Annotated in this window: 22 protein-coding genes and 4 pseudogenes; 16 read left to right on the top strand and 10 right to left on the bottom strand. The window is 47.9% G+C overall.

Annotation, left to right across the window (positions count from 1 at the left end; translation table 11 throughout):
* Positions 1–20 precede the first annotated feature (20 nt).
* On the top strand, positions 21–1,211 hold the full coding sequence (gene ydeA, locus FFT88_RS17755; RefSeq protein WP_130260618.1) for an L-arabinose MFS transporter: 1,191 nt from the start codon (positions 21–23) through the stop codon (positions 1,209–1,211).
* Between the two features lie 24 nt (positions 1,212–1,235).
* On the opposite strand, the gene marC is transcribed toward ydeA, so the two are convergent.
* Positions 1,236–1,901: an NAAT family transporter MarC gene (marC, locus tag FFT88_RS17750; protein ID WP_130209251.1), complete on the bottom strand. Its 666-nt coding sequence runs from the start codon at positions 1,899–1,901 to the stop codon at positions 1,236–1,238.
* A 210-nt stretch (positions 1,902–2,111) separates the two neighbouring features.
* Here marC and marR point away from each other — a divergent pair, with 210 nt between their 5' ends.
* From marR to marB, 3 genes are read left to right on the top strand one after another with little or no spacing between them, the layout of a single operon-like run.
* The gene (gene marR / locus FFT88_RS17745; RefSeq protein WP_130209253.1) at positions 2,112–2,546 is read left to right on the top strand and encodes a multiple antibiotic resistance transcriptional regulator MarR; all 435 of its coding nucleotides are present in this window, start codon (positions 2,112–2,114) and stop codon (positions 2,544–2,546) included.
* A 20-nt stretch (positions 2,547–2,566) separates the two neighbouring features.
* A complete protein-coding gene (gene marA / locus FFT88_RS17740; protein ID WP_130209255.1) occupies positions 2,567–2,950 on the top strand; it encodes an MDR efflux pump AcrAB transcriptional activator MarA in 384 nt (127 codons plus the stop codon).
* 30 nt (positions 2,951–2,980) lie between these two features.
* Positions 2,981–3,199, top strand: a complete 219-nt coding sequence (gene marB / locus FFT88_RS17735) for a multiple antibiotic resistance protein MarB (protein WP_130209257.1) — start codon at positions 2,981–2,983, stop codon at positions 3,197–3,199.
* Between the two features lie 30 nt (positions 3,200–3,229).
* On the opposite strand, the gene eamA is transcribed toward marB, so the two are convergent.
* Positions 3,230–4,129 carry an O-acetylserine/cysteine exporter gene (gene eamA, locus FFT88_RS17730; RefSeq protein WP_135405888.1) on the bottom strand — a complete coding sequence of 300 codons (900 nt, stop codon included), beginning with the start codon at positions 4,127–4,129 and terminating at the stop codon, positions 3,230–3,232.
* Between the two features lie 194 nt (positions 4,130–4,323).
* On the opposite strand from eamA, the gene ydeE reads away from it, so the two are divergent.
* The 4 genes and pseudogenes from ydeE (at position 4,324) to FFT88_RS25660 (ending at position 6,147) form a co-directional block, all read left to right on the top strand.
* Positions 4,324–5,511, top strand: coding sequence for an efflux MFS transporter YdeE (ydeE, locus tag FFT88_RS17725; RefSeq protein ID WP_135405887.1), 1,188 nt, complete (start codon positions 4,324–4,326; stop codon positions 5,509–5,511).
* Between the two features lie 65 nt (positions 5,512–5,576).
* Positions 5,577–5,842 (top strand): annotated as a pseudogene (locus tag FFT88_RS17720) (helix-turn-helix domain-containing protein); the annotation flags it as partial.
* Positions 5,843–5,948: 106 nt separating this feature from the next.
* A complete protein-coding gene (mgtS, locus tag FFT88_RS17715) occupies positions 5,949–6,044 on the top strand; it encodes a protein MgtS (protein ID WP_135405886.1) in 96 nt (31 codons plus the stop codon).
* Positions 6,044–6,147: pseudogene (locus tag FFT88_RS25660) on the top strand (hypothetical protein). Before mgtS ends, FFT88_RS25660 begins: the two are co-directional and overlap by 1 nt.
* Before the next feature lie 114 nt (positions 6,148–6,261).
* Here the strand turns inward: FFT88_RS25660 and FFT88_RS17705 are convergent.
* Entirely contained in the window at positions 6,262–7,152 is an 891-nt protein-coding gene (locus FFT88_RS17705) for a diguanylate cyclase (protein WP_135405884.1), read from the bottom strand.
* Between the two features lie 363 nt (positions 7,153–7,515).
* Positions 7,516–9,561: a peptidyl-dipeptidase Dcp gene (dcp, locus tag FFT88_RS17700; protein ID WP_135405883.1), complete on the bottom strand. Its 2,046-nt coding sequence runs from the start codon at positions 9,559–9,561 to the stop codon at positions 7,516–7,518.
* Between the two features lie 136 nt (positions 9,562–9,697).
* Between dcp and ydfG the strand changes: the two genes are divergently transcribed.
* The 3 genes from ydfG (at position 9,698) to ydfZ (ending at position 11,597) form a co-directional block, all read left to right on the top strand.
* Positions 9,698–10,444, top strand: a complete 747-nt coding sequence (gene ydfG / locus FFT88_RS17695; protein WP_130224796.1) for a bifunctional NADP-dependent 3-hydroxy acid dehydrogenase/3-hydroxypropionate dehydrogenase YdfG — start codon at positions 9,698–9,700, stop codon at positions 10,442–10,444.
* Between the two features lie 88 nt (positions 10,445–10,532).
* The gene (rspR, locus tag FFT88_RS17690; protein WP_130219085.1) at positions 10,533–11,219 is read left to right on the top strand and encodes a DNA-binding transcriptional regulator rspR; all 687 of its coding nucleotides are present in this window, start codon (positions 10,533–10,535) and stop codon (positions 11,217–11,219) included.
* A gap of 174 nt (positions 11,220–11,393) precedes the next feature.
* Positions 11,394–11,597 carry a putative selenium delivery protein YdfZ gene (gene ydfZ, locus FFT88_RS17685; protein WP_000214710.1) on the top strand — a complete coding sequence of 68 codons (204 nt, stop codon included), beginning with the start codon at positions 11,394–11,396 and terminating at the stop codon, positions 11,595–11,597.
* Between the two features lie 39 nt (positions 11,598–11,636).
* Here ydfZ and FFT88_RS17680 read toward each other — a convergent pair whose 3' ends face one another.
* From FFT88_RS17680 to FFT88_RS17660, 5 genes are all read right to left on the bottom strand, one after another.
* On the bottom strand, positions 11,637–13,097 hold the full coding sequence (locus FFT88_RS17680; protein WP_135405882.1) for a mannitol dehydrogenase family protein: 1,461 nt from the start codon (positions 13,095–13,097) through the stop codon (positions 11,637–11,639).
* 88 nt (positions 13,098–13,185) lie between these two features.
* Complete coding sequence (gene ydfJ / locus FFT88_RS17675; protein WP_130219081.1) at positions 13,186–14,553, bottom strand: MHS family MFS transporter YdfJ; 1,368 nt, start codon at positions 14,551–14,553, stop codon at positions 13,186–13,188.
* Between the two features lie 57 nt (positions 14,554–14,610).
* Positions 14,611–15,630, bottom strand: a complete 1,020-nt coding sequence (locus tag FFT88_RS17670) for a Zn-dependent oxidoreductase (RefSeq protein ID WP_130219079.1) — start codon at positions 15,628–15,630, stop codon at positions 14,611–14,613.
* A gap of 11 nt (positions 15,631–15,641) precedes the next feature.
* Positions 15,642–16,856: a starvation-sensing protein RspA gene (gene rspA, locus FFT88_RS17665; RefSeq protein ID WP_064529975.1), complete on the bottom strand. Its 1,215-nt coding sequence runs from the start codon at positions 16,854–16,856 to the stop codon at positions 15,642–15,644.
* Between the two features lie 219 nt (positions 16,857–17,075).
* The gene (locus tag FFT88_RS17660; RefSeq protein WP_064529976.1) at positions 17,076–17,402 is read right to left on the bottom strand and encodes a YnfA family protein; all 327 of its coding nucleotides are present in this window, start codon (positions 17,400–17,402) and stop codon (positions 17,076–17,078) included.
* A 134-nt stretch (positions 17,403–17,536) separates the two neighbouring features.
* On the opposite strand from FFT88_RS17660, the gene FFT88_RS17655 reads away from it, so the two are divergent.
* Both FFT88_RS17655 and speG read left to right on the top strand, forming a co-directional pair.
* Positions 17,537–17,878, top strand: a complete 342-nt coding sequence (locus tag FFT88_RS17655; protein ID WP_130219077.1) for a DUF1283 family protein — start codon at positions 17,537–17,539, stop codon at positions 17,876–17,878.
* A gap of 34 nt (positions 17,879–17,912) precedes the next feature.
* Positions 17,913–18,473, top strand: coding sequence for a spermidine N1-acetyltransferase (speG, locus tag FFT88_RS17650; RefSeq protein ID WP_064529978.1), 561 nt, complete (start codon positions 17,913–17,915; stop codon positions 18,471–18,473).
* 2 nt (positions 18,474–18,475) lie between these two features.
* Here speG and FFT88_RS17645 read toward each other — a convergent pair.
* Positions 18,476–19,187: pseudogene (locus tag FFT88_RS17645) on the bottom strand (YnfC family lipoprotein).
* 106 nt (positions 19,188–19,293) lie between these two features.
* Between FFT88_RS17645 and FFT88_RS17640 the strand changes: the two are divergent.
* The 3 genes and pseudogenes from FFT88_RS17640 (at position 19,294) to dmsD (ending at position 20,406) form a co-directional block, all read left to right on the top strand.
* Positions 19,294–19,599, top strand: a complete 306-nt coding sequence (locus FFT88_RS17640) for a DUF1161 domain-containing protein (protein ID WP_135405926.1) — start codon at positions 19,294–19,296, stop codon at positions 19,597–19,599.
* A gap of 51 nt (positions 19,600–19,650) precedes the next feature.
* A pseudogene (locus FFT88_RS17635) lies at positions 19,651–19,749 on the top strand (dimethylsulfoxide reductase); the annotation flags it as partial.
* Between the two features lie 42 nt (positions 19,750–19,791).
* On the top strand, positions 19,792–20,406 hold the full coding sequence (gene dmsD / locus FFT88_RS17630; protein WP_135405881.1) for a Tat proofreading chaperone DmsD: 615 nt from the start codon (positions 19,792–19,794) through the stop codon (positions 20,404–20,406).
* Positions 20,407–20,449: the final 43 nt, after the last annotated feature.

Raw genomic sequence — 20,449 nt, 5'->3', positions numbered from 1 at the left:
AACTCACCCGATAATCTGTTATGACAACAAACACTGTTTCCCGCAAAGTGGCGTGGCTACGGGTAGTTACGCTGGCAGTAGCCGCCTTCATCTTCAATACTACCGAATTTGTCCCTGTTGGCCTGCTTTCTGACATTGCGCAAAGTTTTCACATGCAAACTGCTCAGGTCGGCATCATGTTGACCATTTATGCATGGGTAGTAGCGCTAATGTCATTGCCTTTTATGCTAATGACCAGTCAGGTTGAACGCCGCAAATTGCTGATCTGCCTGTTTGTGGTGTTTATTGCCAGCCATGTGCTGTCATTTTTATCGTGGAGCTTTACCGTTCTGGTGATCAGTCGAATCGGCGTTGCTTTCGCACATGCTATTTTCTGGTCGATAACGGCGTCTCTGGCGATTCGCATGGCGCCAGCAGGTAAACGAGCGCAGGCGTTGAGTTTAATCGCTACCGGTACAGCACTGGCAATGGTATTAGGTTTACCCATTGGTCGAATTGTGGGGCAATATTTCGGCTGGCGAACGACGTTTTTTGCCATTGGTATTGGAGCGCTTATCACTCTGCTATGCCTGATTAAGTTACTTCCATTACTCCCCAGCGAGCATTCCGGGTCGTTGAAAAGTCTTCCGCAACTGTTCCGCCGCCCGGCATTGATGAGCATTTATTTGTTGACGGTAGTGGTGGTTACCGCGCATTACACGGCATACAGCTATATCGAGCCTTTTGTGCAAAACGTAGCTGGGTTCAGCGCCAATTTTGCCACCGCATTGCTGTTAATGCTCGGAGGCGCAGGCATTATTGGTAGTGTGATTTTCGGCAAACTCGGCAATCAGTATGCGTCCACGCTGGTGAGTGCGGCAATTGCGTTATTGCTGGTGTGCCTGGCGCTACTGTTACCTGCGGCGAACAGTGAGATGCACCTCGGCGTACTGAGCGTTTTCTGGGGGATTGCGATGATGATCATCGGCCTTGGGATGCAGGTAAAAGTGCTGGCGCTGGCACCGGATGCTACCGACGTTGCGATGGCGCTATTTTCGGGGATATTCAATATTGGTATCGGCGCCGGGGCGCTGGTGGGTAATCAGGTGAGTCTTCACTGGTCGATGTCGATGATTGGCTATGTTGGCGCGGTGCCTGCTCTCGCTGCGTTAATATGGTCAATCGTCATATTCCGCCGCTGGCCAGTGAAACTCGAAGAACAGACACAATAGTTGAAAGGCCCATTCGGGCCTTTTTTAATGGTACGTTTTAATGATTTCCAGGATGCCGTTAATAATAAACTGCACTCCCATACACACCAGTAAGAAGCCCATCAGGCGGGAGATCGCTTCAATTCCCCCCTTGCCCACCAGCCGCATAATTGCGCCAGAGCTACGTAGGCTTCCCCACAAAATGACCGCAACCAGAAAAAAGATCAGCGGCGGCGCAACCATCAGTACCCAGTCTGCGAAGGTTGAACTCTGACGTACTGTGGACGCCGAACTGATGATCATCGCAATGGTCCCCGGTCCGGCAGTACTTGGCATTGCCAGTGGAACAAAGGCGATGTTGGCACTGGGTTCATCTTCCAGCTCTTCGGATTTGCTTTTCGCCTCCGGTGAATCAATCGCTTTTTGTTGGGGGAAGAGCATACGGAAACCAATAAAAGCGACAATTAAGCCGCCAGCAATACGCAGACCGGGAATCGAAATCCCGAATGTGTCCATCACCAGTTGTCCGGCATAGTACGCCACCATCAAGATGGCAAAAACATATACCGAGGCCATTAATGACTGACGATTACGTTCGGCGGTGTTCATGTTACCCGCAAGCCCGAGAAACAACGCTACGGTAGTTAACGGGTTAGCTAACGGCAATAACACCACCAGCCCCAGGCCTATCGCTTTAAACAAATCTAACATTGGTGGTTGCCATCCTGTGTCGCTAGTTATCTGCGAAAAGTATAAAGGGTAAACAAGGAGAAAGTTTCACTCTTTAACTAATCTTGCAGCACACTGCGCAATACTTGAACCGATTTAGCAAATCGTGGCATCGAGGGATTCATTCGTTTGACTTATACTTGCCTGGGCAATATTATCCCATGCAACTAATTACTTGCCAGGGCAACCATTGTGAAAAGTACCAGCGACCTGTTCAATGAAATCATCCCATTAGGTCGCTTAATCCATATGGTTAATCAAAAGAAAGACCGTCTGCTTAACGATTATCTGTCACCGCTCGATATCACCGCGGCACAGTTTAAGGTGCTCTGCTCTATCCGCTGCGCAGCATGCATTACTCCCGTTGAGCTGAAAAAAGTCCTTTCGGTTGACCTTGGCGCGCTGACCCGCATGTTGGATCGCCTGGTCTGCAAAGGCTGGATTGAGCGGTTGCCGAACCCGAATGACAAGCGCGGCGTGTTGGTGAAACTCACCAGCAGCGGCGCGGCAATATGTGAACAATGCCATCAATTAGTTGGCCAGGACCTGCATCAAGAATTAACAAAAAACCTGACGGCGGACGAAGTGGCAACGCTTGAGCATTTGCTTAAGAAAGTCCTGCCGTAAACAAAAAAAGAGGTATGACGATGTCCAGACGCAATACTGACGCTATTACCATTCATAGCATTTTGGACTGGATCGAGGACAACCTGGAATCACCACTGTCACTGGAAAAAGTGTCAGAGCGTTCAGGTTATTCCAAATGGCACCTGCAACGGATGTTTAAAAAAGAAACCGGCCATTCATTAGGTCAATACATCCGCAGCCGTAAGATGACAGAAATCGCGCAAAAGCTGAAAGAAAGCAACGAGCCCATCCTCTATCTGGCAGAACGTTATGGTTTCGAGTCACAGCAAACGCTGACTCGTACCTTCAAAAATTACTTTGATGTTCCTCCGCATAAATATCGGATGACCAATATGCAGTGCGAGTCGCGGTATTTGCATCCATTGAACCATTACAACAGTTAATAAAAATGTGACAACGTCACTGAGGCAATCATGAAACCACTTTTATCCGCAATGGTAACCGCGCTTATTCTCTTTTCCGCGCAGAGCTTTGCGGAGCAAACCTCGCAACCGGTCGTTACTTCCTGTGGCGATGTGGTGATTGTTCCCCCATCGCAGGAACAACCACCGTTCGATTTAAATCACATGGGTACAGGCAGTGACAAATCGGATGCGCTGGGCGTGCCCTATTATAACCAACACGCCATGTAGTTTATTCAGGCCCCGGCATATCGGGGCTTGTTAGCCTCTCACCTTCACCGCTTTACGCCACCGCAAACCAAACACATTGATATACAGTCCGGTCATAATAAGCACGGCACCTAAGAATTGCAGGCCTGTTAGGCGTTCATCCAGCAGTAACGCTGCACTTGCCAGACCGACTACCGGCACCAGTAATGATAATGGTGCGACACGCCATGTTTCATAGCGTCCAAGCAGCGTACCCCAGATCCCATAACCAACTATCGTCGCCACAAATGCCAGATACATCAACGCCAGAATGGTGGTCATGTCGATAGTGACCAGACTGTGAATCATTTTTTCGGAGCCATCGAGAATGAGCGAGGCGACAAAAAACGGGATTATAGGGATTAATGCGCTCCAGACGACCAGAGACATCACTGCCGGACGGGATGAATGAGACATGATCTTTTTATTGAAGATATTGCCACTCGCCCAACTAAATGCCGCCGCCAGGGTCAAAATAAAACCGAGCATCGCCACATGCTGACCGTTAAAGCTATCTTCGATTAACACCAGTACGCCAAAAATCGCTAACGCAATCCCCGCCAGTTGCTTACCGTGCAGTCGTTCGCCAAAAGTAAAAGCACCAAGCACGATAGTAAAAAACGCCTGAGCCTGTAAGACCAGCGAGGCTAGTCCTGCCGGCATACCGAAGTTAATGGCGCAAAAGAGAAAGGCAAACTGCGCAAAACTGATGGTTAAACCATACCCCAGCAGTAAATTCAGCGGTACTTTTGGCCGCGCCACGAAAAAGATTGCCGGGAAGGCGACCAGCATAAAGCGTAAACCGGCCAGCATCAGCGGTGGCATGTTATGGAGCCCCACTTTGATGACCACAAAATTAAGCCCCCATACAACGACGACTAATAGCGCCAACAACCCATCTTTCCGCGACATTTTCCCGCCTCTGAATTTTCATTTTTTGTCAGCAATCAACTTAGCTGAATTTACTTTTCTTTAACAGTTCATTCGTTAATCACCGTTTACCACGGCATTAATGGCAAATAAGTCGCTATACTTCGGATTTTTGCCATGCTATTTCTTTACATCTCAAAAACAAAACATAACGAAATGCATTGTCGGACAGCCAAATGAACTTATCTCTGAGACGCTCTACTTGCGCCCTTCTCGCCTCGTCGTTGTTATTAACTATCGGACGCGGCGCTACGCTGCCATTTATGACTATTTACTTGAGTCGCCAGTACAGCCTGGGTGTCGATCTCATTGGTTATGCGATGACAATTGCGCTCACTATTGGCGTCGTTTTTAGCCTCGGTTTTGGTATCCTGGCGGATAAGTTCGACAAGAAACGCTATATGTTACTGGCAATTACGGCCTTCGCCAGCGGTTTTATCGCCATTCCCCTGGTGGACAGCGTCACACTGGTGGTACTTTTTTTCGCACTCATCAACTGTGCCTATTCCGTTTTTGCCACTGTATTGAAAGCCTGGTTTGCCGACAATCTTTCATCCACCAGCAAAACGAAGATCTTCTCGATCAACTACACCATGCTCAACATTGGCTGGACCGTCGGCCCACCACTCGGCACCCTGTTAGTCATGCAGAGCATCAATCTGCCCTTTTGGCTGGCAGCTATCTGCTCTGCGTTTCCCATGTTATTCATTCAAATTTGGGTAAAGCGCAGCGAGAAAATCATCGCCACAGAAACAGGCAGCGTCTGGTCGCCAAAGGTTTTGTTACGGGATAAAGCGCTGCTGTGGTTCACCTGCTCGGCCTTTCTGGCTTCTTTCGTGAGCGGTGCCTTTGCCTCTTGTATCTCGCAATATGTGATGGTCATAGCGGATAGTGGTTTTGCTGAAAAAGTGGTCGCAGTGGTCCTGCCTGTTAATGCCGCGATGGTGGTTACGTTGCAGTATTCCGTTGGGCGACGAATTAACCCGACCAACATCCGCGCGCTGATGACGGTAGGCACACTCTGTTTTGTCGTCGGGCTGGTCGGTTTTATTTTTTCCGGAAACAGCCTGCTATTGTGGGGAATTTCAGCCGCGGTATTTACTGTTGGTGAAATTATTTATGCTCCCGGTGAGTATATGTTGATTGACCATATTGCGCCGCCTGGAATGAAAGCCAGCTATTTTTCCGCTCAGTCATTAGGCTGGTTGGGTGCAGCGGTAAATCCATTAGTGAGTGGTGTGGTACTGACCACTCTCCCGTCTTCCTCGCTGTTTATCATCCTGGCGGTAGTCATCATTGCCGCGTGGGCGCTGATGTTAAAAGGTATTAACGCCAGACACCAGGGGCAGCCAGCACTCTGTTGACATTCGTGCCGTGCCACTGCTGGCACGGCTTTGCTAATCATTATTCTGAGGCAAAGGCATAGCCTTCCCTCGCCGAGCGGGTAAATATGAGTCCGCGCACTTTTTTGAGACGTTTTGAGGCGTTAACCGGCATGACGCCCGCCCGCTGGCTGCTCAATGAGCGCTTAATACGAGTACAGGATTATCTGCAAAATTCGGCTTTTAACATCGATAAAATTGCCGAGCTGACGGGTTTTGGCAATTCAGCGTTATTGCGTCATCACTTTCACCAACGTTTTTTTTATTATCCCCTTCGCAATATCGTAAAAACAGCCGTTCCCCATCACAATAACCGCCTGATTCAGCCTTTGTTTAGGTAATCTCTGCTAATATCTTTCTCATTGAGATGAAATTAAGGTAAGCGAGGAAACACACCACACAATAAACGGAGGAAAATAATGTTGGGTAATATCAATGTTTTTATAGCTGTTCTGGGAATAATTTTATTTTCTGGCTTTCTGGCCGCATATTTCAGCTACAAATGGGATGACTAATGAACGGAGATAATCCCTCACCTAACCGGCCCCTTGTTACAGTTGCGTGCAAGGGGCCTGATTTTTTGACGGCGAAAAAAAACCGCCAGTAAACCGGCGGTGAATGCTTGCATGGATCGATTTGTGTTTTGCTTTTACGCTATCAGGCATTTCTCTGCGCTGGTAACGGTTCTTTGACACAGTAGCATTATTTTTCTCAATGAATGTTAAACAGAGCTTAAACTCGGGCAATCACGTTTTGTTCGTCAATAAACATGCAGCGATTTCTTCCGGTCTGCTTGCCTTCATACATTGCTTTATCTGCTCTTCCTATAACCACATCCAGCGATTCTTCAGGAAATGCGCGGCTCACGCCAGCGGTCACTGTTATTGGGATATGTCCGCCAGGATGCGCTATGGCATGGTTATCGACTAACTGACAAATACGTAGCCCAGCACGACACGCCTCATCATCATTTTGCGCTTTGATGATAATAATAAACTCTTCACCACCATAGCGATAAACCGTATCGTAGTCACGCGTCCAACCGGCTAAGTAAGTCGCCAGGGTTCGTAATACCACATCACCGATTAAATGCCCGTAGGTATCATTAACCAATTTAAATCGGTCTATATCCAGCAGCATTAAATAAAGATTTAATGGTTCAGCATTACGTAATTGATGATCAAAGGATTCATCAAGTACCCGACGACCAGGTAATCCCGTCAATACATCCATATTGCTGCGAATAGTCAGCAAATAAATTTTGTAATCTGTTAATGCTGCGGTAAAAGAAAGCAACCCTTCCTGAAATTCGTCAAAATGAACTTCTTGCCAGCGATTTTCGACAATAGCCAGCATTAATTCCCGGCCACAGTTATGCATATGTTGATGGGTAGAATCGATTATCCGAACGTAGGGTAATTCATCACTATCGAGTGGTCCATGATGATCAAGCCACCGACCAAACTGGCACAGTTCATAAGAATGGTTATCCGTAATTTCTGGCTGACTGGTATCTCTCGCTACCACGCTATGGAACATACTCACCAGCCACTGGTAATGGGCATCGATAGCCTTATTGAGATCTAACAAGATAGCATCGATTTCCGTTGTCTTCTTGATCATTACCACTCCTTTTTCACAATTCTTTATGCGTTCTATTGTAACGAAAGAAAAGAAAATTTATGTCAACAATTCCATAGAAAAAACATTAATTAATGGATAAAAATATAACGGCGTGATTTAAAACAAAATAAACAGAAAAAAGTGATTAAATCTGTCAGAACACGTTAAATTCAAGCCAGAAGATATAATACCGATTATGCCAAAGGGAAGAAGGTAATGGCCTGAAAGATTAGGTCTTTTGGCAGTATTATAAATCCAATTATTTCTGCAAATGTACGCAGTTCCCGGATAACTAAAAAAGAAATGAACAGCATATTATAATATAGCACCGGACTGGATGTAGCCCGGTGCTATATGGAGGAATTATACGTTCAAGCCGCGATGTTGCAGCATCGGTGTAATCTGTGGTGCCTTACCTCGCCATTGGCGATACAGGTGTTCTAAATCTTCGCTATTACCTTTGGAAAGGATAGCGTCGCGAAAACGTTGCCCATTTTCACGCGTTAAACCGCCTTCCTCGACAAACCATTGATAACCATCGTCTGCCAGCATTTGCGTCCACAGATACGCGTAGTAACCCGCCGCATATCCGCCACCAAAAATGTGAGCGAAATAACTGCTGCGATAACGCGGCGGTACAGCGGGAAGATCTATGTTTTCCGCCGCCAGCGCCCGAAGCTCGAAATCGTCCACGTCCTGGCGTGCTTCATTCTCCTCCAGACAATGCCAGCGCATATCAAGAAGCGCAGCGCTAAGTAACTCGCTCATCTCGTAGCCTTTATTGAACAGGCTGGCATTGCGCATTTTCTGTTGTAACTCTTCCGGCATGGTTTCTCCGGTTTGGTAATGCCTCGCATAGCGAGAGAATACCTGCGGATTTGTCGCCCAATGTTCGTTGATTTGTGAAGGGAACTCGACGAAATCACGCGGCGTGTTGGTGCCAGAAAGCGTCGCATAACGTTGGCTGGCAAACAGGCCGTGCAGCGTATGACCAAATTCATGGAATAAGGTTATAACATCGTCCCACAATAACAATGCAGGTTCGCCTGTCGCTGGTTTCTGATAATTGCAAACATTGTAAATAACGGGACGTGTGTCATTGAGCGTGGATTGCTCAACAAAATTCCCCATCCACGCGCCGCCGCTTTTGGAATCACGGGCAAAGAAATCACCGTAAAATAGCGCAAGACCGACTCCGTTATGGTCAAATATTTCCCATACGCGCACATCCGGATGATAGACCGGTATATCAAAGCGCTCGACAAATTTAATGCCGAAAAGCTGATTAGCAGTCCAGAATACCCCCTCATTCAACACTGTGTTCAATTCGAAATAAGGTTTGAGCTGCGCTTCATCGAGACAGAATTTCTCGCGTCTTACCTGCTCGGCATAAAATGCCCAGTCCCACGGCTGGACGCTAAATCCGCCTTGCTGCTTTTCGATAACCGCCTGAATAGACGCCAGTTCATCGTCTGCTCGCTTACGCGCGGCCGGGACAATTTCACGCATGAAGTTAAGTGCTGCTTCGGGTGTTTTTGCCATCTGGTCGGCGATTTTCCACGCAGCATAATGAGGGAAACCAAGCAGTTTCGCCTGCTGCGCGCGGATCTCCACCAGCCGTTGAATAATGGCACGGGTATCGTTAGCGTCATTTTTTTCTGCTCGCGTCCAGCCCGCAGTGAACAGTTTTTCACGCGTCGCGCGATCGCGCAGTTCGGCAAGCGCCGGTTGCTGGGTGGTATTCAGCAGTGGGATAAGCCACTTGTTATCCAGACCTTTCTCGCGCGCTGCATCCGCCGCCAGGGCAATATCTTGCTCACTCATCCCCGCCAGTTGCCTAATATCGTCAACCACCAGCCCACCGGATTTGTTCGCCGCTAATAACCGCTGGTTAAACTGACTGATAAGGGTCGCGGCCTCTGTATTCAGCACTTTTAATTTTGCTTTGTCGGCCTCTGCAAGTTTGGCCCCGGCAAGAACAAAACGTTGATGAATCACCTCGACCAGTCGAATAGATTCGCTATCAAGACTCAGAGATTCACGGCGCTGCCAGATGGCATCGACCCGAGCGAACAATTCGCCGTTCAGGTAAATGTCATTAGCCAGTTCTGCAAGTTCTGCCGAGAACTGTTCATCAAGACGCTGTAATTCATCGTTGGTATGCGCCGAGGTCATAGCGAAAAAGACGCTGGTCACACGTGTGAGTAATTCCCCGCTCTTTTCAAGAGCCAGAATAGTATTAGTAAAATCGGGCGTCTGTGGGTTTAACGCTATCGCTTCTATCTCAACCCGCTTTTGCCGCATCCCCTCGTCGAATGCCGGGCGATAGTGATGATTTGCAATCTGATCAAAATGGGGCGCCATATAAGGCAGCGTGCTCTGCGTAAGAAAAGGATTCGTCGTTGACATTTTCTACTCCTGAAAACGAGGTGTTCCATAGCGTAGGCTTACTGATAACGGAGTGCAATGTTGCAAACCAGTATTACCCGCTCTTAAGCATCACGTGCTATGTTAGTGACACACAAAAGCGTTGAGGAACAGTGAGATGATCGTTTTAGTAACTGGAGCAACGGCAGGTTTTGGTGAATGCATTACTCGTCGTTTTATTCAACAAGGGCATAAAGTTATCGCCACTGGTCGTCGTCAGGAGCGGTTGCAGGAGTTAAAAGACGAGCTAGGCGATAATCTGTATATTGCCCAACTGGACGTCCGTAACCGCGCCGCCATTGAAGAAATGCTGGCATTGCTTCCTGCCGAGTGGAGTGACATTGATATTCTGGTGAACAATGCTGGACTGGCGCTGGGTATGGAACCTGCACATAAAGCGAGCGTTGAAGACTGGGAAACCATGATTGATACCAACAATAAGGGCCTCGTGTATATGACGCGCGCAGTCCTGCCGGGCATGGTTGAGCGCAATCGTGGTCACATTATTAACATTGGTTCAACGGCGGGTAGCTGGCCATATGCAGGTGGCAACGTCTACGGCGCGACAAAAGCCTTTGTTCGTCAGTTCAGCCTGAATTTACGCACAGATCTGCACGGTACGGCAGTACGTGTCACAGACATCGAACCCGGGCTGGTGGGTGGCACCGAATTTTCCAATGTCCGCTTTAAAGGCGATGACGGCAAAGCAGAAAAAACCTATCAAAATACCGTTGCACTGACGCCAGAAGATGTCAGCGAAGCCGTCTGGTGGGTAGCCACTCTCCCCGCTCACGTTAACATCAATACCCTGGAAATGATGCCGGTTACCCAAAGCTATGCCGGGTTGAATGTCCATCGGCATTAATTTTTATACCCGGCCTCACCGCCGGGTTATTGCTTGTCACAAAAAAGTGGTAGACTCTTGCAGTTAACCCACTCAAAAGCAATAACGAATGACCGTCGAAACACAACTTAATCCCACACAGCCTGTCAATCAGCAAATTTACCGTATTCTTCGCCGCGACATTGTGCATTGTCTGATTGCACCAGGTACGCCATTGTCGGAAAAAGAAGTTTCTGTTCGTTTCAATGTGTCACGCCAGCCGGTTCGCGAAGCCTTCATTAAACTGGCTGAAAACGGCCTGATTCAAATTCGCCCGCAGCGTGGCAGCTACGTCAATAAAATCTCCATGACCCAGGTTCGCAATGGCAGTTTTATTCGACAGGCCATTGAGTGCGCGGTGGCACGGCGGGCAGCGAGCATGATCACTGAAAGCCAGTGCTACCAACTTGAGCAAAATCTTCACCAGCAACGCATTGCCATTGAGCGCAAACAACTGGATGATTTTTTTGAACTTGATGACAACTTCCATCAACTCCTTACCGATATTGCTGACTGTCAGCTCGCCTGGGACACCATTGAAAACCTGAAAGCGACCGTTGACCGGGTGCGCTACATGAGTTTTGACCACGTTTCGCCGCCGGAAATGCTGCTTCGCCAGCACATGGATATTTTCTCTGCGCTGCAAACACATGATGGTGATGCCGTTGAAAAGGCAATGGCATTGCATTTGCAGGAGATTAGCGAGTCCGTACAGCTAATACGCCAGGAAAATAGCGACTGGTTCAGCGAAGAGTAATTCTTTACCTCTCATCCCATTCGGGGTGAGAGTTCATCCCTTTCTTCTGGTTTATGCAAGCATCAAAAAAGATGTGAACTTGATCATAAACAAAAAAAAATTCACTCGACAGGAGTATTTATATTGCGCCCGTTACGTGGGCTTCGACTGTAAATCAGAAAGGAGAAAACACCTATGACGACCTACGATCGTAACCGTAACGCAATCACTACTGGCAGCCGTGTTATGGTTAGCGGCACCGGTCACACTGGCAAGATCCTGTCGATTGATACTGAAGGTCTGACCGCAGAGCAAATCCGCCGCGGTAAAACCGTAGTAGTTGAAGGTTGTGATGAAAAACTCGCACCTCTGGACCTGATTCGTCTCGGCATGAACTAAGCGTGTGAATGCCGCCATCGGCGGCATTGCTGTCACTTATCACTTCACCGCATATTTCGCCACGGTCGCTTTCGCACCATGCGCTAATAAAGACAAATACGCTTCCGTCACCTTTGCAGTGAACAACGCATTGTTCGGCAAATCATCACCAAATATCGCATTAATCACCATCAAGGACTGCACGCGCGCTTTCCCTTCTGCACTACTTTGCACGGCCTTCTGAATGGCCGGTAATAACGGGTCGCTGATTTCGATGGGATTACCCTGCTCATCAACACCGCCGACATATCGCATCCAACCAGCGACGCCAAGCGCCAACAAATCGAACGCGCTGCCCTGTTTCAGATGCCAGCGAATGGAATCCAGCATACGCTGTGGGAGTTTCTGACTGCCATCCATCGCAATCTGCCAGGTTCGATGGCGTAACGCTGGATTACTGTAGCGTTCAATCAGTCGATCCGCATAATTTTGCAGATCCACGCCCTGCACTTTCAGCGTCGGCGCCTGTTCCTGCAACATCAAGGCATGTGCCGCACGGCGATAATTTTCATCTTCCATGCAGTCGTTAATATGCTGATATCCGGCCAGATAGCCCAGATACGCCAGGAATGAGTGGCTGCCATTGAGCATACGCAGTTTCATCTCTTCATAAGGCAGCACATCGCTGACCAGTTCAGCACCTGCTTTTTGCCATTCCGGACGTCCGGCAACAAAGTTATCTTCAATAACCCACTGACGGAACGGTTCACAGGCAACACCTGCTGGATCGCGCATGCCGGTAAGGTGCTCAATTTTATTCAGCGTTTCTGCCGTCACCGCCGGAACAATGCGATCAACCATTGTCGAAGGAAAAGTCACGTTTTCGACAATCCATTGCGCCAGTTCTGTATCGACTGCATGCGCGTAAGAAGTGACAACGTCACGCATCACATGACCATTTTCCGGCATATTGTCGCACGACATTACCGTAAATGCCGGTAAGCCTGCGGCCTTGCGCCGGGCTAGCGCCTCCACAATAACCCCTGCTGCCGTTTTCGGCTGGTGAGGATTATTTAGATCGTCAACGATCATCGGGTGATCCAGCATTAACTGCCCGGTCGCCGGAGAGTGAAAATAGCCTTTCTCTGTAATAGTCAGAGAAACAATTGCAATTTGCGGTTCGCACATGGCAGCAAGCACAGCTTCTAAACCGTCTATTTGCACGTGCAACGCTTTTTTCACTACCCCCACAACACGAGCGGTCCAGGCATCGGCCGACATTTCCGCAACGGTATAGAGATTATCTTGCTGTTTTAGATCGGCGATTTGTTGTTCACCGCCAATCAGGTTCACTTCATAGTAGCCCCAATCGCTGTGATGCTGGGCAGCCAGGATATCGGCATACACTCCCTGATGCGCGCGATGAAATGCGCCAAAACCTAAATGAACAATTTTGGGCGCCAGGTTATTACGATCATAAACAGGGAGTGTCGCTTTTGCTGATAACAAATTATTTCCCATGACAATTCCTTTAATTTCAATATGGCAAGCTGAATGGTTTGTTATATGAATAAAAAATCCCTCCTCACTAAGAGAAGGGATTCTGGATTTACAGACTTGTTGAAGGTTGCGCAGCTCTTACAACGCGCGGTTGATCTTCTGCCGCATCTTCCAGCGCACTCAAATCGCGGTCTTTAACTTCTGGCATTTTCAGCGCGGAGATTAAACCGATAACAGAATAAGCCATAATCATTATCGCAATGGGATACCAGGATTCAGTCATGGTGCAGAAAATACCCGCCAGGATAGGACCGAAACCGGAAGCAATAAGACCACCAATTTCTTTAGAAATTGCCATCCGGGTAAAGCGGTTTTTACAGCCGAACATCTCTGCCATAGTAATGTTTTCCAGGGCAAATAATCCCAATACCGCACAGTTATGAATCACAATCAACGCAACCATGATGGTGCTCGGGGCATAGCTTTTATCGACGATAATAGACAGCATTGGCCACGCCAGCACAATGGCTGAAGTATTCATAATAATGTAGGGAATACGACGACCAATTTTATCGGACAACCATCCCAGGAATGGAATAGTCATAAAACCGATAATTGAGCTGATCATTAAGGCATCTGTCGGAATCGCTTTATTAAACAGCAACGTCTGTACTAAATAACCTGCAAGGAAAGTTTGAATCAGGCCGGAGTTTCCTGCTTGCCCAAAACGAAGACCCGTTGCCAGCCAAAAAGATTTGCTCTGGAACATACTACCAGAAGGCACAGCTTTTGGCGCAGGTTGCTGACTGTCATTAACCTTCTCAAATACCGGGCTTTCTTTCAGGTTCATACGCAGCCAGATAGCAAAGACCATTACTACCACACTCGCCAGGAACGGTATACGCCATCCCCATGCCAGCAGTTCTTCTTTACTGAGAATAAAGAACATAAAGGCCCAGATTGCCGTTGCGCTCAAGGTTCCGCAGTTCGTTCCCATCGCGACGAACGAGGAGATAATTCCGCGCTTTCCTTTCGGTGCATATTCAGCAAGCATAGTACCTGCACCAGAAATTTCCGCGCCGGCTCCCAACCCCTGAATAATACGCAGCGTCACCAGCAAGATTGGCGCAAAAACACCAATCTGCGCATAGGTCGGCAACACGCCAATTAGGGTGGTACAGATCCCCATCATGGTGATGGTAATAAAGAGTACTTTTTTACGCCCTATTCTGTCGCCCATTTTGCCGAAAATAAATGCTCCGACAATACGTGCCACATAGCCTGCACCGTAGGTTCCCATTGCCAGAATTAACGCCATTGCGGTTGATGATTCCGGGAAAAATATTTCATGAAACACTAACGCTGCGCCGAGCGAATATAGCTGAAAATCCATGAATTCAAGCGCAGTCCCCAACCATCCCGACACTGCTGCTTTCACCAAATCCTTAGTGCTTCTTTCGTGTTTTTCTATTGTCATAATGGATATCTCTAAATAAGAGGTAAGATGCGTACTACTTACTCGCTGTTATTGGTATTATTCAGAAAAAGTGAGTAAGACTTTGCAGCAATGTTTTTGATCCTGTTCAAATAAACTTATGGCATCAGCAACATGCTGAAAATCAAACGTGTGGGTAATTAATTTTTCTGGTTTAATTAACCCTTTGCTTAACCAGTCGATCACGACCGGGAATTTGTTAGCATTTAACCGGGATGAGAAAATAGAAAGTTCTTTTCCGGTAATTCCCTGCTGAATGACTTCAGACGGTTCACTGGAGAAGCCCATTAACACAATACGTGCCGCTGGAGAAGCCAATGTAACCGCTTCTTTCAAAATTGACGGATGGCAAGCAGCATCAATAATTAATGTTGGCTTGATTCCTTTTTCAGCGAATATTTCACCAAGCGGAGTCTGACCATTATTAATCGCCCAATCCGCCCCGCTCTCTTTCGCTTTTTCCAGTCGTTCATCAATGCGATCGGCAACAATCACGTTTTTGACGTTATAAACACCCTTTAATACCTGAACAATAGTCAGGCCAATCGGACCTGCGCCATAAACCAGCACGGTGTCATCTTCAGTAGGTTTACCGTGTCCGGTTACGTTCGCCGCAATGGTAAAGGGCTCGATCATTACCGCAAATTTATCTGCCACTGCATCGGGGATTTTCCACGCATTTTTTGCCGGAACAACGGCATATTCACTGAAACCACCGTCAGCGTGAACACCTAATACAGCTAGCATTGTACAAACATTCGGTTTACCAATTGAGCACGGATAGCAATGCCCACAGCTCACTACCGGATCTACCGCAACACGTTCACCGATCCGGCTGTTTTCAATACCTTCGCCGACGGCATCAATCACGCCAAAAAATTCGTGGCCAATGACGCGCGGATATTTTGCAAACGGATTATGACCGCGATAAATATGGCTATCAGAGCCACAAATCCCAGCCAGTTTCACTTTTACCCGTACTTCACCCGCAGACGGGTTGGGTATTTCACGTTCGATAATTGCCAGTTGATTTGGTTTTTCAATTAAAATACTTTTCATTATTTTTCTCCTTACCAGTTCCACAGCGTGCCATCTTCCAGACGTGCGACTGGCAGATAAGCGGGTTCGTAGGGGTATTTTGCTGCCAGCTTTTCATCAAACTCGATGCCAAGACCCGGTTTGTCGCCCGGATGCATATAGCCGTTATCGAAAGTCCAGTTATGCGGGAAGACTTCGAGCATTTGTTCTGAATAGCCCATATATTCCTGAACACCGAAATTCGGCACCCACAGATCAAAGTGCAGCGCCGCAGCCATGCAGACAGGCGACAAATCAGAAGGACCGTGTGAGCCAGTGCGTACCTGATACAGGGATGCGAAATCAGCGATCCGACGCATACCGGTGATGCCGCCCGCATGAGTCAGCGTAGTGCGGATATAGTCGATGAGTTGTTCTTCTATCAGTTGTTTGCAGTCCCAAATGCTATTGAAGACTTCACCCACCGCAATTGGCGTGACGGTGTGTTGGCGAATGAGGCGGAAACACTCCTGGTTTTCCGCAGGCGTCGGGTCTTCCATCCAGAACATGCGATAATCTTCAATGCTTTTACCAAAACGCGCCGCTTCAATAGGCGTTAAACGATGGTGCATGTCATGCAGCAGATGTTCATCAAAACCAAACTTGTTACGTACCGCGTCGAACAGTTTTGGCATGAAGTCGAGATATTTTTCCGTCGACCACAACTGCTCCTCCGGCCACTGCCCTTTTGTCGCAGGTTCATAAGCCAAACCTTTGCCTTTGGACATGCCATAGGTGGTCTTCATACCTGGAATGCCGCACTGTACGCGGATGGCTTTGAACCCCAGTTCCTGATGACGAGCATAATCATCCAGTGCCTCATCAATGGAGTGACCGGTTGTGTGACAATAAACCATAACCCCTTCGCGAGACGCGCCACCCAGTAACTGATAAAGCGGCATGTTGGCGGCTTTGGCTTTAATGTCCCACAGCGCCATATCAACAGCCGAAATGGCCGACATGGTGACTGGACCGCGACGCCAGTACGCCCCTTTATAGAAAAACTGCCAGATATCTTCGATACGGTGAGCATCGCGGCCTATAAGCTGCGGACAAAGGTGATCTTGCAGATAAGACGCAACGGAAAGCTCGCGTCCATTCAGTGTGGCATCGCCAAGACCGGTAATACCGTCCTCGGTGGTGATTTTTAAGGTGACGAAATTACGCCCCGGACAGGTAACAAAAACTTCAGCCCTTACGATCTTCATGTTCGATTCCTTGCATCGCTTGTCGTGATGCATGAAATCTACGCAACTGAGCTACTACCATACAAGTATAAATGTTGGAAAAGGGAAGCGTGATCACAAAAATAAGCGCGTATTTGCGCCGTGAATAAATCTAAAAAAAGCCAGACTTTGCTGTTATCCTGGACACCGGGTAGAGCATATCTTATTAATAATAAAAGACATTGGTCATTCCCGACAAAATCAAGCTCGTCCCCAGCCAGCAACAATAATCAACATCCCACATAGCGCGACCAATGCTCCAGTCCAGTCGTAGAGACTGAGTTTTACGCCATCCACAACCCGCAGCCACAGCAGCGCCGTGCAAACATAAACGCCACCATAAGCTGCATACACTCGCCCACTGGCCGCCGGATGCAATGTTAACAGCCAGACGAAAAGCGCCAGGGAAATCCCCGCCGGAACCAGCAGCCATACGCTGGCGTTCCGTTTAAGCCATAGCCAGGGCAGGAAGCATCCGACAATTTCACACAAGGCGGTAGCAAAAAACAGTAACGTTGTTTTAATCATCTTTGTCACTCATTGACATCATGTATATTTATGGCTCGACATAATATCATCACCCTATACATCCTTCTGGTACGTTTTGCGTTCGCAGTGGATCGTGTAAAATCCCCTTTAAACATTCATGTAAGGAATGAATCATGAATATTACTTTCTGCAAACGGCTCGGACTGCTCGCTTTTCTGCTACCTTGCGCACTGGCATTTAGCGCAACGACTCATGCAGAAACCAATAAACTGGTGATTGAGTCTGGCGACAGCGCACAGAGTCGCCAACAGGCGACAATGCAAAAAGAGCAATGGAATGAAACTCGCAATCTGCGTCAAAAAGTCAATAAACGCACCGAGAAAGAATGGGATAAGGTTGACGCCGCATTCGATAGCCGCGATAAATGCGAACAAAGTGCCAACATTAATGCCTACTGGGAACCGAATACTTTACGTTGCCTGGACCGTCGTACTGGCCGCGTAATTACCCCCTAACCTGTTATTGATATAAGGAATGTAAGGACACGTTATGACAAGCGCCCACAGTGTTAAGCTACGTCCGCTGGAGCGTGAAGATTTACGCTATGTGCATCAACTCGACAATAACGCCAGTGTGATGCGTTACTGGTTTGAGGAACCCTACGAAGCCTTTGTTGAACTCTCTGATCTGTACGATAAACATATTCACGATCAGAGTGAGCGTCGTTTCGTGGTGGAGTGCGATGGTGAAAAAGCGGGTCTGGTGGAACTGGTTGAAATTAACCATGTCCACCGCCGCGCAGAATTTCAGATAATCATCTCCCCGGAATACCAGGGTAAAGGTCTGGCAACACGCGCAGCAAAATTAGCAATGGATTATGGCTTCACTGTTCTTAATCTCTATAAGCTGTATCTGATTGTCGATAAAGAAAATGAAAAAGCGATTCACATTTACCGTAAGCTCGGTTTTACGGTCGAAGGTGAACTGATGCATGAATTCTTTATTAATGGTCAATATCGCAATGCCATTCGCATGTGTATATTCCAGCATCAGTATCTGGCGGAACATAAAACGCCGGGTCAGGCAATGCTGAAGCCGACCGCGCAATAGCGTTAATAATAATCAATGGTATTTTTGATAGTGTAAACCCGTTCGACGGCGGGTTTTTCCGCTTCATCAACAATGATCAATTGGCAGTCCACCGGATTGGCGTGACTGTCATATTCACAGCTTTGCTTAACATTACCAACTTGTTGATTATTCAGTAAAGTAACTGCCGTGTAATCGAGTTTTTTGATCGGATCAGGTGACGGTGTTGCAGTGACTGATAACGTTTTGTCGTTGCTTACTGTGGTTTTACCCAGCGGATAGCCCTGTTCATCATACCTATAATCCACCTTCATCTGTTTACTGCTGGCTTTAACTACAAAGCCATTATCATCGGTTTCCCAACTCACTCCGGCGGAAGGTAATTCTGCTAACTGACATTTACCCTGTAAACGTACTTTTTTCTCCAGTGTCTGCGCGTCACGGTAATAATTCGCATCCAGCACTAAGGCAACCACGGTATTATTTTCCAGATCCAATAATTCAAGCGAATCGAAGCAACCTTCTTCCGATAAGCTGCCTGAAACACGTTTCGTCACTTCCCCTTGTTCATTCATCAATGTCTGGGTGAAATCTTTAACCGGACCACGCAGCGGATCAAAATCAAATTCATTAGAGAAACTGGCCATCTCTGGCGTAAAAGAAAAACGTCACTTCTGCGCGATCGCATCCTGTAAGCATTATCGCGAGCAAACATGGCAGTAATTTGAAATTCACTTTAGTCACCAGACAGTAGAGATTATTATCAATCATAGTAGTAAATACAGTACTTTACACGTGAAATGCTATGCTTAGTGAGTAATATTCATTTAAGGAGCCAATGATGAAAATCTCAACTTATTGCGCCGCTCTACTGCTCACAATTGCCTCACCCGCCGTGCTGGCCGCGCCAGATTCTTGTGAACGGATAAAGAGCGATATTTCACAGCGTATTATCAATAACGGTGTGCCAGAAAGTAGCTTTACTTTAAGTATTGTGCCGAATGATCAGGTCGATCAGCCTGACACCAGGGTGGTTGGCCATTGTGCCAATGATACGCATAAAATTCTCTATAACCGCACCACCAGCGGTAACAATTCTGCCCCTGCACAACCGACTCAGGATGGTGCACCTGCCGAACCGCAGTAAAAAGTATGATGGACGCTGGCGCGTCTTATCAGGTCTACATTCTGCAACGTGCTTGTGTTAGGGTTAACTCTCAAACCGGGCGGTGAGATGATCGGGCGAGCGCGATTTTATGGCCTGCATATGACTGTCGGAATGGCCGTCGCAGGTTAACAACTTGGTGCGGAGTAAGCCGCACGTTTCAGGATGATAGGAATGACGCATTTTTCACAACAAGATAATTTTTCTGTCGCGGCGCGTGTGCTGGGGGCGCTGTTTTATTACGCCCCAGAAAGCGAGGAAGCCGCGCCTCTGGTTTCTGCAATGACCAACGATGGCTGGGAAACTCAGTGGCCTCTACCGCAAATGTCTTTAGTACCGCTGGTAACGGCTTTTCAGCAACAGAGTGAAGAGTCGCGTACGCAGGCCTGGCAGCGTTTATTCGTTGGCCCGTGGGCGTTGCCGTCCCCGCCGTGGGGATCGGTCTGGTTGGATCGTGAATCGGTACTGTTTGGCGATTCAACGTTGGCACTTCGTCAATGGATGCGCGAAAAAGGCATTCAGTTTGAGATGAAGCAAAACGAACCTGAAGATCATTTTGGTTCCTTGCTACTGATGGCGGCCTGGCTGGCGGAGAACGGTCGTCAGACTGAGTGCGAAGAGTTGCTGGCGTGGCATCTTTTACCGTGGTCGACGCGCTTTCTCGAGGTGTTTATCGAAAAAGCAGAACACCCTTTTTACCGCTCGCTTGGTGAACTGGCTCGCTTAACGCTGGCTGAGTGGCAGTCACAATTGCTGATTCCCGTCGCAGTTAAGCCACTTTTTCGTTAAGGTTCCCGTAGCATTACCGGATGGCGACATTAGCGCGCCATCC

Origin of the sequence: Escherichia sp. E4930 (genome assembly GCF_005845405.1) — a bacterium.
In the GTDB taxonomy this organism is placed as follows: Bacteria; Pseudomonadota; Gammaproteobacteria; order Enterobacterales; family Enterobacteriaceae; genus Escherichia.
This window is presented reverse-complemented; position numbering and strand designations above follow the sequence as displayed.

Coding starts and splice junctions, on each gene's coding strand:
- FFT88_RS17660 (WP_064529976.1), bottom strand. CDS start 17,402: ATGATTAAAACAACGTTACTGTTTTTTGCTACCGCCTTGTGTGAAATT.
- FFT88_RS17640 (WP_135405926.1), top strand. CDS start 19,294: ATGAAAATCTCAACTTATTGCGCCGCTCTACTGCTCACAATTGCCTCA.
- ydfG (WP_130224796.1), top strand. CDS start 9,698: ATGATCGTTTTAGTAACTGGAGCAACGGCAGGTTTTGGTGAATGCATT.
- FFT88_RS17680 (WP_135405882.1), bottom strand. CDS start 13,097: ATGGGAAATAATTTGTTATCAGCAAAAGCGACACTCCCTGTTTATGAT.
- marA (WP_130209255.1), top strand. CDS start 2,567: ATGTCCAGACGCAATACTGACGCTATTACCATTCATAGCATTTTGGAC.
- eamA (WP_135405888.1), bottom strand. CDS start 4,129: ATGTCGCGGAAAGATGGGTTGTTGGCGCTATTAGTCGTCGTTGTATGG.
- dmsD (WP_135405881.1), top strand. CDS start 19,792: ATGACGCATTTTTCACAACAAGATAATTTTTCTGTCGCGGCGCGTGTG.
- rspR (WP_130219085.1), top strand. CDS start 10,533: ATGACCGTCGAAACACAACTTAATCCCACACAGCCTGTCAATCAGCAA.
- FFT88_RS17705 (WP_135405884.1), bottom strand. CDS start 7,152: ATGATCAAGAAGACAACGGAAATCGATGCTATCTTGTTAGATCTCAAT.
- dcp (WP_135405883.1), bottom strand. CDS start 9,561: ATGTCAACGACGAATCCTTTTCTTACGCAGAGCACGCTGCCTTATATG.
- ydeE (WP_135405887.1), top strand. CDS start 4,324: ATGAACTTATCTCTGAGACGCTCTACTTGCGCCCTTCTCGCCTCGTCG.
- ydeA (WP_130260618.1), top strand. CDS start 21: ATGACAACAAACACTGTTTCCCGCAAAGTGGCGTGGCTACGGGTAGTT.
- FFT88_RS17655 (WP_130219077.1), top strand. CDS start 17,537: ATGAATATTACTTTCTGCAAACGGCTCGGACTGCTCGCTTTTCTGCTA.
- speG (WP_064529978.1), top strand. CDS start 17,913: ATGACAAGCGCCCACAGTGTTAAGCTACGTCCGCTGGAGCGTGAAGAT.
- FFT88_RS17670 (WP_130219079.1), bottom strand. CDS start 15,630: ATGAAAAGTATTTTAATTGAAAAACCAAATCAACTGGCAATTATCGAA.
- rspA (WP_064529975.1), bottom strand. CDS start 16,856: ATGAAGATCGTAAGGGCTGAAGTTTTTGTTACCTGTCCGGGGCGTAAT.
- ydfZ (WP_000214710.1), top strand. CDS start 11,394: ATGACGACCTACGATCGTAACCGTAACGCAATCACTACTGGCAGCCGT.
- ydfJ (WP_130219081.1), bottom strand. CDS start 14,553: ATGACAATAGAAAAACACGAAAGAAGCACTAAGGATTTGGTGAAAGCA.
- marB (WP_130209257.1), top strand. CDS start 2,981: ATGAAACCACTTTTATCCGCAATGGTAACCGCGCTTATTCTCTTTTCC.
- mgtS (WP_135405886.1), top strand. CDS start 5,949: ATGTTGGGTAATATCAATGTTTTTATAGCTGTTCTGGGAATAATTTTA.
- marC (WP_130209251.1), bottom strand. CDS start 1,901: ATGTTAGATTTGTTTAAAGCGATAGGCCTGGGGCTGGTGGTGTTATTG.